The organism is Bacillus thuringiensis (assembly GCF_022095615.2).
GTDB lineage: Bacteria > Bacillota > Bacilli > Bacillales > Bacillaceae_G > Bacillus_A > Bacillus_A cereus_AG.
The window spans coordinates 940,021-953,181 of sequence record NZ_CP155559.1; the positions used below are offsets into that span (position 1 = coordinate 940,021).

A 13,161-nucleotide genomic window follows, 5' to 3' on the forward strand; every position below is an offset into this window, starting at 1 on the left:
GATGCAAATGAAAGTTATAATATTTGGAGCGACAGGTATGGTCGGTCAGAGCGTATTACGAGAAAGTTTATTAAATGATGAAGTAAAAGAAGTCGTAACGATCGGTAGAAAACGTACGAATGCGATGCATGAAAAACTAAACGAAATTGAGCTTACAACTGTGGCTGACCTATCGCCTGTTGAAGAGAAAATAACCGGATTTGATGCATGCTTCTTTTGTTTAGGTGTTTCTTCTCAAGGGATGAAGGAAGAGGCGTATACAAAAGTTACGTATGATTTAACTTTATCCGTCGCACACACATTAGCGGAGTTAAATCCAAACATGACGTTCATTTACGTATCTGGTAGCGGCACAGATAGTACAGAATCAGGACGTACGATGTGGGCGAGAGTGAAGGGAAGAACGGAAAATGAGCTATTACGTTTACCATTCAAAGCTGCGTATATGTTTAGACCAGGATTCATTATCCCGGCAAATGGTGTGAAATCAAAAACGAAATTATATCAATTGATGTACGATGTGATGAAGCCTTTTAATCCACTATTGAAGAGATTTGGCAGTGTAATAACTTCAGAACAATTAGGAAGAGCGATGGTGCGAGTTGGGAAAGATGGATATTCTCATTCGATTATTGAAAGTTCGGATTTGAAGAAAATTGGTATGTAGTATGTACAAAAAAACGCCTATTTCCTATGGGCGTTTTTTTAATGTTGAAGTTATTCCTCTTCAAACTGAAAAATATCTCGATTAATGAGTTGATGGAAGTGTCTATCCATTTCTGCTGCAGGAACTTTTCTTTCGTTTTGAAACCACCACGCACTTAATGAGGTGATTACTCCTGAATAAAATTCCGTTATTAAATCATTTGGCATCGTATGATTTTTACAAAGGCGATTTAGCGCTTCTGTTTCTTGTTTTCTTGTTTCGTGGCTTAAATAATACATGCGGCTATTGAATTGTTCATCGGACATTTGCGCTTCAAATATTTTACAGATTTCTTCATGGTGCAGGAATTGTTCCATCACTTGAAATGGTTTACTTATTCGATCTAAGAGCGGTATTTCAGCAATCATTTCGCCATAACGTTTAAATCCAAATGCTAATAAAGCATCTTTATCTTCAAAATGTTTATAAAAGGTTGTTCGGTGTACCATCGCGCGATCACATATTTGGTTAATGGTGATGGCACTATATTTTTGTTTTGGTTGCGTCATTAATTCAAATAAGGAATTCCATAGTAATTTATGTGTACGTCTAATACGTAAATCAAGTTGCTTTTCATTATCGTTCATCTACACTTCTCCTTTTTTGTAGATTAAATATACAATGGCTGAAAATTGATTCTCCCTTTTTTATCTACATATGTATATTATATTACATGTGTTCAGGTTTCTATAAAGCTTTTGGAGAAAAAACAGGAGGAGAATCAATACATGAATATAACAACTAAGAGCCCTGCAAATGGCAAAGTTGATACTTCTAATATGAAGCATACCCCCATTTTAATGGCGTTACTTTTAGGGGCAATGGTTGCATTATTAAACGAAACGTTACTTGGTAATGCGTTAACTGTATTAATGAAAGAATTTGACGTGACAGCTTCAACAATCCAATGGCTTTCTACAGCTTACATGTTAGTGGTTGGTGTTTTAGTACCGATTACAGCGCTACTTCAGCAATGGATCACAACGAGACAAATGTTTTTGATTGCAATGGTAACCTTTTTAGTCGGTACATTAATTGCTGGATTCGCACCGACATTTGCCGTTTTATTAGTCGGGCGTATTGTCCAAGCAGTAGCGACTGGATTAATTTCACCGTTATTAATGAATACGATTTTAATCATTTGTCCACCTGAAAAACGTGGTGCTACGATGGGATTAATCGCACTCGTTATGATGTCAGCTCCGGCAATTGGTCCTACATTATCTGGAGTAATCGTTGATTCATTGAATTGGCGCTGGTTATTTTACTTTGTCGTTCCAATCGTAATCATTTCCATTGCAATTGGAATGAAATACATTCAAAATGTTTCAGAGTTAACAAAGCCGAAAGTAGATTATCCATCTATTCTTTTATCAACATTAGGATTCGGCGGGATTGTGTATAGCTTTAGCGCATCAGGTGACTTAGGATGGTCTGATCCGAAAGTGTACGGCACTTTAATTGTTGGGCTTGTATCACTATGTATTTTTATCGTGCGACAATTAAAAATCGATAATCCAATTTTAGAACTACGTGCATTTAAAGTTCCGATGTTTACATTATCAGTTGGATTAATCGTCATTGTAATGATGTCGTTATTTTCAACGATGACGTTAGTACCGATGTTTCTGCAAACCGTTTTACTCGTTACAGCCTTTAAATCAGGACTAATCATGCTTCCGGGAAGTGTTATTAGTGCCGTAATGGGGCCAGTTGCAGGCAAACTATTTGATAAATTTAGTCCGAAAGTTATTATCATTCCTGGTATTGTGTTAGTGGGGATTGCGATGTTCTTATTTAAAGGCATTACGCCTGACACATCAATGGTACAAATTATTGTCATGCATAGCGTATTAATGGTTGGACTCATGTTTGTCATGACAGCACAAACATACGGTTTAAATCAATTAACACCAGATTTATATCCGCACGGAACAGCACTGTTTAGTACGTTGCAACAAGTAGCTGGCGCAATTGGTACAGCTATCTTTATTTCAAAAATGTCTTCAGGAACAACTCAGTATATGGAAAGCTCCGCAAATCCAATGGATCCAGTAGAGAAATTAAATGGTTTAACATCAGGATTCCAAGGTGCGTTTACATTGGGGTTAGTCTTTATCATTGTTGCATTTATCGTATCGTTGTTTTTAAAAGAAGAGAAAGAGGGAGTAAAAGCAGCGAGGGTTTTACAGAACGAGAATTAAGGTTTATATAAAAAAGACATCTTTAATAGATAAAGATGTCTTTTTACATGTCTTTTGTAACATCATACTTTAGCAACTGCCCCTGATCATAAAACCTCTCAAAAATAAGCCCCATTACATAAAAGAACACCAAACCGAAACAAATATGAATGAGTGTAAAAGTAGCTCCAAATGAAGAAAATTCATACACGAGAATTGGCAATTTCGCAGTTGTCCAAACGCCTAAGAAAAATACGATGTACCGAATACTTGCGCCTTTCTTTAGGAGTAGTGCTGCAATTGGAAAGGCAACGTAGAGAGGACCAGCTGCAATGCCTCCTAATAATAAAGAAAGTAGGATTCCATATATGCCGGAATTTTCGCCCATATATTTCATGAGCGTTTCTTTTTTCACCCATTGATCAAGTAATCCTACAAATACTAGGACAGGAGGAAGGAGAAACAACATATCTAAAATGCTATTCCCTGTTAGTTGTAATGCATTCCATCCTAAAGATTGATTTATAAAAGTTAATACAAAGAGCCCCAGTAGTAATATGAAAAAGAAGCGATATCTTTTTAGTTTCTTCATATCATCACCACCCAAATAATATAGGAGAATAGGAGAGACATGAGTAATGCAGATGCATTACGTGCGTAAGCAAAGCTTCGCCCAAATATCTTTTGTTCCATCGGTAATGTTGTAATCCCTACTGACATGAATGTAGACATAAGTGCGGCAACTTGAGGGAGGCCTGCACCGTGTTGTATTAATGTATGACCAAGAGGAAACACGACAAAGCTTGGGATGATTGCTACAGAGCCAAGGATTGCAGAATAAACAATACCTAACAATCCAGACTGTTCTCCAAGGACAGAAGAGATGAAAGACGGCGTTAATATAGAAAGCGATAAGCCGACGAAAAGCATAATAGATAGCATGGCGGGTAGAAGATTGCGAAACATTTTCCATGACTTACATAGAGCCTCTTTCGTTTTTGTGCGGTCCTTCATAAAAGAAATCCCTGTAAGGGTGATGGCTAAAGTGTAAAGGATCACGCCGTTAATCATGATTGGATTCCTTTAAGTCTTTATATTTATCTAAGAAAAAGGATAAGTTCTTCATTTTTTCTTCAATATCCATTTGAAAATCTGCCAATTGTTCCTTTCCAGCAGGCGTAATTTTGTACATCTTTCTCGGTTTGTCTTGATGATCTGTGCTTACATAAGATTCAATTGCACCTTCGTTTTCTAATTTTTTTAGTGTGCGATATAAAATGGCACTATCGATTGGATTGACGGGAAGTTCTTCTTCGCACTTTTGCAATAATTGTCCGCCATAGTTATCTCCCTCTGCTAAAAATAGCAAAAGAAATGCCCCCGTATGTCTTCCTGTATGTTTCATGGATATCCCTCCTAGAATGAATTAGAGTATATACTGTTAATGACAGTATACTGTTGTTAACAGTATATGGTGCATGAAGTGCTATGTCAATTTTAAAAAGTTTGATTTTTGATAGTGGTTTTTAGCATTTGTAAACTATCGATATGTATAGGGGGTTGTACATCCAAAAACACACAAAAAAAAGACACTCTCAAGAGTGCCTCTTATTAGCAGCCGAATCCGCCGCCCCAACAACTAGCTCCTACGATGATTAATAAGATAAAGAGTACAACCAGTAAAGCGAATCCGCCGCCGAAACCGCAGCCTCCACCACAACTACCGCCATATCCCATATTAACTCCTCCTTCCATAAAGACCATTTAATAATGGATTTAATTCACTTTATGTTTTTACAGATAAACTTGAGCAGGTCCTTTTGAAAAATAAAAGATACTTAGATTTTATAAGAATTGACGACCTTATTTTGTCACGGGTATTATGCTGATGACATATTGTATTTTATTCTGTGTATTGGGGGAAGGAGGATCTTTATGGCCAATTCTGAAATGATTTTACGATTACTTACGGATTTAAAGATTGAACAGCAAGCTTTAAAAGAGCAGTTGGAAAAAATACAAATAGCTGTGACTACTCTTGAAGAAAAATCAGCGATTGTGGAAGAGAAACCAACGACTATTGAAGAAAAACCAGCTGTTGCTGCTGCAAAGCAAAGAGCTCATTCTGGACACCCAACATCTTTTCGTGCTTGGAGAGCATCTGCTCAAAAGAATTCATAAAAATATAAGAAAAGAAGACATCGATTACGATGTCTTCTTTTGCTTGTACAATCCAAATGCGATAAGAAGGTATATATCCATATTGCTTTAAAAATAAGAAGAAAATAACGATTGTCGACTCCTGTTTTAGTATAGCACTTTATAGTGAGGGATTTTATGTAATATTGCATATATACGGATTATATAATTTCAATGGGAGGGTTCATTTCTCATATTTTTTTAGTTTACAAAGAAAAGACACCCATATAAGAGTGTCTTTTCCGATAGTTTGTTTAGTCTTAGCAGAAGCAAGAAGCTCCAACGATGATTAATAAGATGAATAACACAACTAATAATGCAAATCCTCCAGCAAAACCGCAGCCTCCGCCGCAACTACCACCAAATCCCATAATAGTTCCTCCTTTAATAAGAGGGGAAAACAAAGGGTCACTCGTGTTTTTTAACGGATTCCATTTACTTTATGTTTTAACGTATAAACGTGAGCAGGTCCTTTTGAAAATTAAAAAAAGACACCTTAAGGTGCCTTTATGTAATTAATATTCGCTGGCATAAAACTCTTTTATTAGCTTTATTTCATTTGTATCTGGGTTGAATTTGAATATTTTAATTTTATTCGATTCGTCTTTATAGGCAAATGTATTATCACCAACTTGGGTCATATTGCTAATGTTTAAGCTAGAATCACTATCATGATCAGTAATTTCTACAGTTTTCTCACGATCCCAAAATGCAATGACAATAATCAAGATGATAAGGCATATACGTATGTTACGTAGTTCTCTTGTTACAGGGTTCTCCATGTGATAGTCTCCTTTGTTGTTTAATAGATTTTGTTTATAAAAGAGATACTTCTTATGAAAATAAATAAAAAAGACACTTTCAAGTGTCTTTTTTATTTGAGTTATGCGCATTACTTAATAAGACGCTAGTTCCTCAGTCCGGATGAGTAACTATGTAGGGTGATTAAATTATAACATTTTAACCAGTAATGGGTCTATATGGAATTTTTTTATTTGCGTTTAATTATTCGGAATAATAAATGTGGTGAAGTATATATATTTCCTATAGTAATTGTAAAATATAATTATATGCATAACTAGTCTTGTAATGAATTTTTCCTGTGTTTAACATTGAAGTAGAAAAGAAAAGTACAAAGAAGGAGCTGTAGCATATGGGCGCTTGGGGAACTGGACTATTTGATGATGACACGACTTGTGATGTGAAAGATCAATTTATTGAGTATATAGAAGAAGGCAGCAGCGCGGAAGAAGCAACTAAGCTCATTTTAGAGGAGTATGTAGATGAGTTTGATATAGAAGAAGAGCTAGAAGTAATGTCTTTAGTATACATTGGTCTTGCGGCAATACAATTGGAGAAGGGGTGTCTTCAAGAGGGAGTTCGGAACAATACGATTGCATTAATTGAGCGTGGGGCTGATCTTGAGCTTTGGGAAGAAGCCGACACGGAAGATTATGAAGAGAGAAAGAGAGTTTTAGATGAATTTAAGCAACAGCTGATAAACTGTTAGTAGTTTACAACATAAAAAGTAGATATTGCCTGATATATAAGTTGAGGTAAGGGGAATGCTTTTACTTGTATAAAGAAGTAATTGAGACGAATGGTGAGAGTTTGTAGGGATAAGCGTTGGCCTTTTAGTTAGTATGTACTGCACTTGGATCTTAGGAAGGCGTATTGAAAAGTTCGGAAATAGCATCGTAAAAAAAGAAAAAGCATCAATGCTTGGCAGGATGAATCGGTTTGCAGCCGCCATACTAGGCGCGATTATTATGTATGAAATTGAACACCGTGAGTACATGTGGACATTTGCAGCTGGAATTATGGGTGGGTATTTCTTAATTATTATTAATTTAGGTTATTACAGTATGAGGGATGCGAAGGAATAAAGTGCTGTGTAGATCACTAATTTGGATGTGAAAACTTTCCGTTATAGAGAGCTTTTTATTACAAAGAAACGACACCCATATAAGAGTGTCGTTTCCGATAGTTTTTTAGCAGAAGCAAGAAGCTCCAACAATGATCAATAAAATAAACAATACAACTAGTAAAGCAAAGCCGCCGCCACAACCACTACTACAACTACCACCAAATCCCATAATAGTTCCTCCTTTAATAAGAGGGGAAAACAAGGGGTCACTCATGTATTTTAATGGATTCGACTTACTTTATGTTTTTTACACAATAATTGAGCAGGTCCTTTTGAAAATAAAGAAAAGACACCCTAAGGTGCCTTTCTCCGACTTGAACCATCTTAATTTTAATAATATTGGACTCCCGTCCGAATATTATTTTACCATGTTAAGTTGTTTTTGGAAATATTTCATATCGGTAATTGCAATACACGTTTTAGTTTTTGAATTATGTATCTGTCTAAACGTTGAAATTAATAAAGGAACGATATACTTGAGGGTTTTTATGAGTGATTACAGTCATACCATTAAAAAGAACCCCATAAATGATAAACCATTCCACTAACAAAAAACACTAATCCTAAAAATAAAACAATTAAAGCAAGTACTCCATTTTGATTATGTTCCATAAAATTAGCTCCTTTTAGAATTATTTTTATATATAAAAAAGCCTTTAGTCGTAATTATGGCTAAAGGCTTTGAGCATTATACTTTTTAGTTAATAAAATCGTATAAGAAGAATTTATAATGTTTTTTATCCCGCTTTAATGGGCAGTAAGACCCCCACCTCAAAATTCAGCGAAAGCAAAGAATTTAGGTGGGGGTCGGGCTGCCCATAAAAGTCCGATTGGTTCAACTAATAATCAGTGGGGGATGAAGAAAACCCCCACTGATTAAAGTTTCACTTTATCGAATTTGGAACTGACAATGTACTAGCTTGATAATGAAGCCTGGCTATTAGAATTGAAAAATTTTAGTTTTATTATAATTAATAGAAATGAGAGTAGTGTGAATATAAATCCGCTCCAAATAAGCTGGTGAATACCTAAGTTTGAAATGAACCAGCCTCCAATAGTGGTTCCTAAAGTAATTCCGAGATTTGAGAACGAAACGAATAGACTGTTACCAAATTCAGGTGCTTCTTTAGCTTCACTTATTAACCATGTTTGACCAACAATTAATCCACCAGCATGTACGATTCCCCAAATAAATACGATGAAAATCATTGGAACAAGGTAGGAACCTAAATAATAAACCAATATGTAAACAATAGAATATAGGATAGGGAATGATATTACAGTGTTGATTATGCTTTTTTGCAGAAGACCACCAAATAAATGATTACCTAAAATCATAACTATACCAAATATGAATAGCATGATACTGATGAGAGATCCATTCATGGAAGTTACTTTTGCAAGGTACTCAGCGAAGTAGCTGTATACGGAAAACATGGCTGCAAAAAGGAATGTGACGGTTAAAATATTTAACCATAATCCTGGTTTGCCGAGTATACGAATTTGTTTGCCGAAAGACATTTTTTCTTTAACAGGCATAGAAGGAAGTAGGAGTAGTATTCCAATGAATGCAAGAGTGTTAACGAATGCTCCGAATAAGAAAGCCATTTCGAGTGAAAATTGATCTGCAAAGTAAGAGGTTAGTGGTACACCTAAAGCAAATCCAACAGTAATTCCCATGAAAACTTTTGTAACTGCTTGACCGCTCTTTTCTGGAGGGACAAGTTTAGCAGCTGTTACAAGAGCGATTGAAAAGAAGAGTGGATGAAGCGCAGCCGGTAAAATACGAAAAATAAGCATGATTTCAAATTGTGTTGTATAAGCGTAGATTAAATTTGAAATAACAAATATGAAAATTGCTGTTAATAAAATTATTTTGCGATTAATACTAGAGACGAGCAGAATTAAAAACGGACCAGAAATAGCAACAACTAGTGCAAATATACTTACTAAAAATCCAGCTTGTGTAGTTGAAATTCCGAATTTTTCAGTGATTTGTGGTAATACGCCGACAATACCCATCTCGGTAGTAATAATTCCGAATACACCTATTGCAAGTGTCAGAATAAATAAAGGATTTATTTTTTTCATTTATAAAACTCTCCATTCGTATCAGTATTTTGAAAGTAAATTCATTAACAAAGAAGCATTATTATAAGCATGATTGGATGCCAATATTATCAGGAGTATGTAATTTCAAATACAATAACAGATATCTAAATAACTAGATATGATATGTTAAAAAAAATTCTCCTTTCGATGTTTCTTGCTTTTATAGGCAGTGCAATTTTATAAAAGAGTCATTGGATACCTGTAAAAAAGCAGAATGTGTGAAAGCTAATAATCAATTAGTATGCTAATTGATTATTAGCTTTCATTTTACAATTTGTTTTGGACGTATTCCGAAAACTCTCGTATTGTTTTTTCGTTTCGACGATAGTAGGTCCATTTTCCAATTCGGTCAGACTCTAGTAAGCCTGCTTTTTTCATAGTTAATAAATAACTAGAAATAACCGATTGAGCTAAGCCAGTTTTAAGCTGGATATCTCCTACACATACTCCAACTTGAAAATTAAGGTCTTGTTCTAGATAAGGTTTTTCATCGAAATGGTTTTCTGGATTTTTCAACCATGATAAAATTTGACATCTTGTTTCATTTGACAATGCTTTATAAATTAATAAAGGTTCCATAAGGATATTATATCTACTTTTATAGATTTGTAAATGGGTTTTAGTGATTTTAAGGGAAGAAGGTATAGTTGATCCCTTTGAATAGGAATAAGGTGCTCTTGATCTGTACCCTTTGTAAAGGACATTCTAAAAAAAGTTAGGTAACCTAAAAAAGATGAATTCTGTATGCATACAGGATTCATCTTCTTTACATTCTATTGATAGCAAGAGTGATTATAGTACGTCATATATTTCTTAATTTCATGTTTTAACTGAACAAACGATTCACATGATTTTATATATGTTTCATCGGTTAAAGTACTACGAGGATTACGTACAAAAATGATAATATTGTTACGTTTAAGCATGTTGTTGCCTAGCTATCAATGGCGGATTCCTAAGAAGAGTAATAATAAAACCTAACTGAAGATTTAAGAAAAATTTTATATTTACCCCACTTTTTATTTTAAAAGTTTCTCCTATCCTATAAACAACAAAGTCATAGATGACAATGTAAAGTTAGGGGATTCCACATGCATACAGAAGTTTGGATGAGTTATTTGTATACTTATTTTTTTACTATTATTTTTTGTATTGTGTTTCAAATTGGCTTTTATTTTAAAGCGAAAAAAACTATATCTATTCGGCATTTTCTATGGGTATATGTTTTTCTGTTCTACCTTTCGCTCGTGTATAAGGTGACACAAATCGCGACTGTATGGGATATAAGTAGATATGAAACGTGGATTCGCGTCAGTCAAATTAACTTGACTCTATTTGATACGGCAGGTAGTACGACGTATCTTTTGAACATTGTACTGTTTATGCCGTTCGGTTTTTTATTACCGACTATTTGGCCACAGTTTAGAAAAATGAAAAACACCGTATGTGCGGGATTCCTTTTCTCATTGGCAATTGAGTTAAATCAATTACTAAATAATAGAATTACAGATATTGATGATTTATTTACGAACACCCTCGGGGCGATGGTTGGGTATGTATTATATAAAATATTATATACAGCATTATTTAAAATGATATTAAAAAGAGAGGAAAAAAAGCTGGATACGAACGCCTCTTTAGTTATAAAATACGAGGCTGTTTTTTGTTTAGTTTTTTCATTTGTAGGTGCGATGTTCATTTATTATCCTGGAGATCTGTAAGCTTCCAATAAGATGGTTGCGATCTCGTTTATAAAATGATTCTAGTATTTCTTCCAATCAGCACAAGATTCTCTCTACACGTTATTAAGCTATTCAGCAGACTGTAAGATTATCAGTAATCGCACTGGTGAGATTGAAATAAAGGCTGACAGTTTTTATCCAAGCTTTTCATTCATGTATGATGCGCAAGAATTATTTATTATTGGTGGGGAAGAGGAATGGGCAGATATCCATTATATAAAAGGATTTTTCCATCTTGCGCAGATTACAGATGAGCTAACTATTGATTTAAGAATATGAGAGATGAGAAGGAATAGATGAGTAACCCCTCAAGTATAGAACGATATACTTGAGGGGTTTTTATTATATAAAAAAGTTTGATCATTTTATACCTGCGTATCTTTCTCGCTTGCGCCCAATTGTTGAATAATGAAATATGAAAAATTCTTTATAAATGGAACATCAGTTATTGATGTTTGATAATTCTCTTTCAACTATCATTCTTTCATAAACAAAGCGTTTAAATATGCTACACTCTCCTGTAAAAAAGCTTGATGCTCTTCAATACCTCTTCTTTTACACCAACCAATTGCATTAAACGCATCGGTAAAGCGATAAAACGGTAAAACTTCTTGTAAATCAATAAGTGGACGAATGGACTCATAGCCTTTTTTATACGCATCCCATGTTCCGGGAGATTTCATGAGAATATCACTATTAATTTTTGTAAAGTCTATTTCGGTTGCACCAATTCGGGCACTTTCAAAATCAATGATGCCGACTACTTGATTTTCATGAACTAAAATATTACCTGGTCGAAAATCCATATGTATAAAACTAGGCCCATCTGGAGCTGGAAGTAATTTCACTTGACGGTCAAAATGCTTCAATGATTGTTCGTATAAACAAGGATCAATCACTTCTTTTACATCTTCTGCAAAGGAATAAAATTGTCGCTCAATAAACTCAGACCATTTCCCATATACATTGGAAACGGAACTTTTGAAATCCTGCTCATTTGGAATGATTGCATGCAGCATTGCGTGGTGTACTCCGATATCATAAGCTAAAGCTGTATCCACCTTCTCTGTAATCGGCACACCGTTGATTTCGGATAATAATAAAGCACCAGTGACATCTTCATTACCTTCCCAATAGTCTAACATTTCTGGTACAGGAAGCTCATTGCGTAATCGTTTAAGTACAGTATACTCACGTTCAAGTTTTACTTTTGAATAAGGAATTTTTATATATACTGTACGATGATCAATTAGCTTGATTTTATATACAGTCGAACTAAAAGACTCAGGAACGTTCTCGACTGCTAACACGTTCAACTTAAATGTATCTATTACTTGTTGCAACATATCCATTAGAAAAACCCCATTTCTGTACCGTTTATCTTTTTTAGTACCTCTAACAATACATACATACATATATATATATATATATATGTATGTATGTATTGGAAATATTAATCTATTACATGTCCCTTTTTCGGGGTTCACTTCATTTCGCTAGAAGGCTTTTTTATTTTTTCCTAGAATGAACAGTAATGTATAATCTAATTCCTTCATGTAATAAGGAGGCAGTAAAATTTGAACAGGAAAATTTGGTTTGTATTTACTTTTTTTGCTCTTTTAGTAGCTGGCTATGTTGTTGTCCAATATTTTATTATGAATGGATTTCAAACAGGGCTTGTAAAAGCGAAGCTTATGTTTGGATCTAAATTAAGTGAGTTCTGGTATGTGATGCTATTTATACATATTACAACTAGTATTGTAGCATTAGTAATTGGTCCTTTTACATTATCCACTAGATTTAGAGAAAGGAATATCAACCGTCATCGAATAGTTGGGAGAATCTATCTGGTTGGTATATTATTAGGAGGCGTTTCTGGACTATATCTATCCTTTTATGCCACGGGAGGATTGGTAGCGAAGCTAGGTTTCGGTTTGTTATCCGTATTTGGGCTAACATCAGCATATCAAGCGTTACATAGAGTTAAGAATAAAAAAATTAAAGAACATCGGAATTGGATGATTAGAAATTATTCTTTAACCTTTGGAGCAGTTACATTAAGAATTTGGTTACTGTTGTTTATCGTTCTATTTGGAATAGAGCGGTTTGAACTTAGTTATGCTATTATTGCTTGGTTAGCGTGGGTACCCAATTTAATTGTTGCAGAATTATTTATAAGAAAAAGACTTAATAAAGGAACATACGAAGGAAATGAGGATTTACATTTTTGATATAAAATTGCTGTAATATTGAGGGCATAAATTTTTTATAGCTGAATTACGTACAAAAATA

At 34.5% G+C, this 13,161-nt stretch carries 18 protein-coding genes and 1 pseudogene; 8 read left to right on the forward strand and 11 right to left on the reverse strand.

The genetic code is table 11. The features are described from left to right. Nucleotides 1-7: 7 nt before the first annotated feature. Nucleotides 8-667: an NAD-dependent epimerase/dehydratase family protein gene (locus KZZ19_RS04765; RefSeq protein WP_237979674.1), complete on the forward strand. Its 660-nt coding sequence runs from the start codon at nucleotides 8-10 to the stop codon at nucleotides 665-667. A 50-nt stretch (nucleotides 668-717) separates the two neighbouring features. On the opposite strand, the gene KZZ19_RS04770 is transcribed toward KZZ19_RS04765, so the two are convergent. After that, nucleotides 718-1,293, reverse strand: a complete 576-nt coding sequence (locus tag KZZ19_RS04770) for a TetR/AcrR family transcriptional regulator (protein WP_237979675.1) — start codon at nucleotides 1,291-1,293, stop codon at nucleotides 718-720. Nucleotides 1,294-1,434: 141 nt separating this feature from the next. Between KZZ19_RS04770 and KZZ19_RS04775 the strand changes: the two genes are divergently transcribed. Next, nucleotides 1,435-2,910: an MDR family MFS transporter gene (locus KZZ19_RS04775; RefSeq protein WP_237979677.1), complete on the forward strand. Its 1,476-nt coding sequence runs from the start codon at nucleotides 1,435-1,437 to the stop codon at nucleotides 2,908-2,910. Between the two features lie 43 nt (nucleotides 2,911-2,953). Here the strand turns inward: KZZ19_RS04775 and KZZ19_RS04780 are convergent, their stop codons facing one another. The 4 genes from KZZ19_RS04780 to KZZ19_RS04795 form a co-directional block, all read right to left on the reverse strand. After that, the gene (locus KZZ19_RS04780; protein WP_237979678.1) at nucleotides 2,954-3,481 is read right to left on the reverse strand and encodes a permease; all 528 of its coding nucleotides are present in this window, start codon (nucleotides 3,479-3,481) and stop codon (nucleotides 2,954-2,956) included. After that, nucleotides 3,478-3,960, reverse strand: coding sequence for a hypothetical protein (locus KZZ19_RS04785; RefSeq protein ID WP_237979679.1), 483 nt, complete (start codon nucleotides 3,958-3,960; stop codon nucleotides 3,478-3,480). Before KZZ19_RS04785 ends, KZZ19_RS04780 begins: the two co-directional genes overlap by 4 nt. Beyond that, nucleotides 3,953-4,294, reverse strand: coding sequence for a PadR family transcriptional regulator (locus KZZ19_RS04790; protein ID WP_237979680.1), 342 nt, complete (start codon nucleotides 4,292-4,294; stop codon nucleotides 3,953-3,955). The genes KZZ19_RS04785 and KZZ19_RS04790 overlap by 8 nt, the downstream gene beginning before the upstream one ends. 206 nt (nucleotides 4,295-4,500) lie before the next feature. Continuing rightward, on the reverse strand, nucleotides 4,501-4,626 hold the full coding sequence (locus KZZ19_RS04795) for a YjcZ family sporulation protein (RefSeq protein ID WP_000540377.1): 126 nt from the start codon (nucleotides 4,624-4,626) through the stop codon (nucleotides 4,501-4,503). Nucleotides 4,627-4,824: 198 nt separating this feature from the next. Here KZZ19_RS04795 and KZZ19_RS04800 point away from each other — a divergent pair, with 198 nt between their 5' ends. Beyond that, complete coding sequence (locus KZZ19_RS04800; protein WP_237979681.1) at nucleotides 4,825-5,070, forward strand: hypothetical protein; 246 nt, start codon at nucleotides 4,825-4,827, stop codon at nucleotides 5,068-5,070. Nucleotides 5,071-5,348: 278 nt separating this feature from the next. Here the strand turns inward: KZZ19_RS04800 and KZZ19_RS04805 are convergent, their stop codons facing one another. Both KZZ19_RS04805 and KZZ19_RS04810 read right to left on the reverse strand, forming a co-directional pair. Continuing rightward, the gene (locus KZZ19_RS04805) at nucleotides 5,349-5,459 is read right to left on the reverse strand and encodes a YjcZ family sporulation protein (protein ID WP_000505681.1); all 111 of its coding nucleotides are present in this window, start codon (nucleotides 5,457-5,459) and stop codon (nucleotides 5,349-5,351) included. Between the two features lie 144 nt (nucleotides 5,460-5,603). Further along, the gene (locus KZZ19_RS04810; protein WP_237979682.1) at nucleotides 5,604-5,870 is read right to left on the reverse strand and encodes a YmzC family protein; all 267 of its coding nucleotides are present in this window, start codon (nucleotides 5,868-5,870) and stop codon (nucleotides 5,604-5,606) included. Between the two features lie 371 nt (nucleotides 5,871-6,241). Between KZZ19_RS04810 and KZZ19_RS04815 the strand changes: the two genes are divergently transcribed. Beyond that, nucleotides 6,242-6,598 (forward strand): MarR family transcriptional regulator, encoded by a 357-nt coding sequence (locus tag KZZ19_RS04815; protein ID WP_237979683.1) that lies wholly within the window; start codon nucleotides 6,242-6,244, stop codon nucleotides 6,596-6,598. A gap of 109 nt (nucleotides 6,599-6,707) precedes the next feature. Continuing rightward, nucleotides 6,708-6,974 carry an ATP synthase subunit I gene (locus KZZ19_RS04820; RefSeq protein WP_237979977.1) on the forward strand — a complete coding sequence of 89 codons (267 nt, stop codon included), beginning with the start codon at nucleotides 6,708-6,710 and terminating at the stop codon, nucleotides 6,972-6,974. A gap of 105 nt (nucleotides 6,975-7,079) precedes the next feature. Here the strand turns inward: KZZ19_RS04820 and KZZ19_RS04825 are convergent, their stop codons facing one another. The 3 genes from KZZ19_RS04825 to KZZ19_RS04835 form a co-directional block, all read right to left on the reverse strand. Next, a complete protein-coding gene (locus KZZ19_RS04825; RefSeq protein WP_000505689.1) occupies nucleotides 7,080-7,184 on the reverse strand; it encodes a YjcZ family sporulation protein in 105 nt (34 codons plus the stop codon). Nucleotides 7,185-7,930: 746 nt separating this feature from the next. Next, the gene (locus KZZ19_RS04830) at nucleotides 7,931-9,106 is read right to left on the reverse strand and encodes an MFS transporter (protein ID WP_237979684.1); all 1,176 of its coding nucleotides are present in this window, start codon (nucleotides 9,104-9,106) and stop codon (nucleotides 7,931-7,933) included. 288 nt (nucleotides 9,107-9,394) lie between these two features. Then, complete coding sequence (locus KZZ19_RS04835) at nucleotides 9,395-9,706, reverse strand: ArsR/SmtB family transcription factor (RefSeq protein ID WP_064473110.1); 312 nt, start codon at nucleotides 9,704-9,706, stop codon at nucleotides 9,395-9,397. Nucleotides 9,707-10,218: 512 nt separating this feature from the next. Here KZZ19_RS04835 and KZZ19_RS04845 point away from each other — a divergent pair. Both KZZ19_RS04845 and KZZ19_RS04850 read left to right on the forward strand, forming a co-directional pair. Continuing rightward, nucleotides 10,219-10,848 carry a VanZ family protein gene (locus tag KZZ19_RS04845; RefSeq protein WP_237979685.1) on the forward strand — a complete coding sequence of 210 codons (630 nt, stop codon included), beginning with the start codon at nucleotides 10,219-10,221 and terminating at the stop codon, nucleotides 10,846-10,848. Nucleotides 10,849-10,893: 45 nt separating this feature from the next. Further along, nucleotides 10,894-11,148: pseudogene (locus KZZ19_RS04850) on the forward strand (hypothetical protein); the annotation flags it as partial. 197 nt (nucleotides 11,149-11,345) lie between these two features. On the opposite strand, the gene KZZ19_RS04855 reads toward KZZ19_RS04850, so the two are convergent. Beyond that, complete coding sequence (locus tag KZZ19_RS04855) at nucleotides 11,346-12,221, reverse strand: phosphotransferase family protein (RefSeq protein ID WP_237979686.1); 876 nt, start codon at nucleotides 12,219-12,221, stop codon at nucleotides 11,346-11,348. 225 nt (nucleotides 12,222-12,446) lie between these two features. On the opposite strand from KZZ19_RS04855, the gene KZZ19_RS04860 reads away from it, so the two are divergent. Continuing rightward, on the forward strand, nucleotides 12,447-13,100 hold the full coding sequence (locus KZZ19_RS04860; protein ID WP_237979688.1) for a DUF2306 domain-containing protein: 654 nt from the start codon (nucleotides 12,447-12,449) through the stop codon (nucleotides 13,098-13,100). Nucleotides 13,101-13,161: the final 61 nt, after the last annotated feature.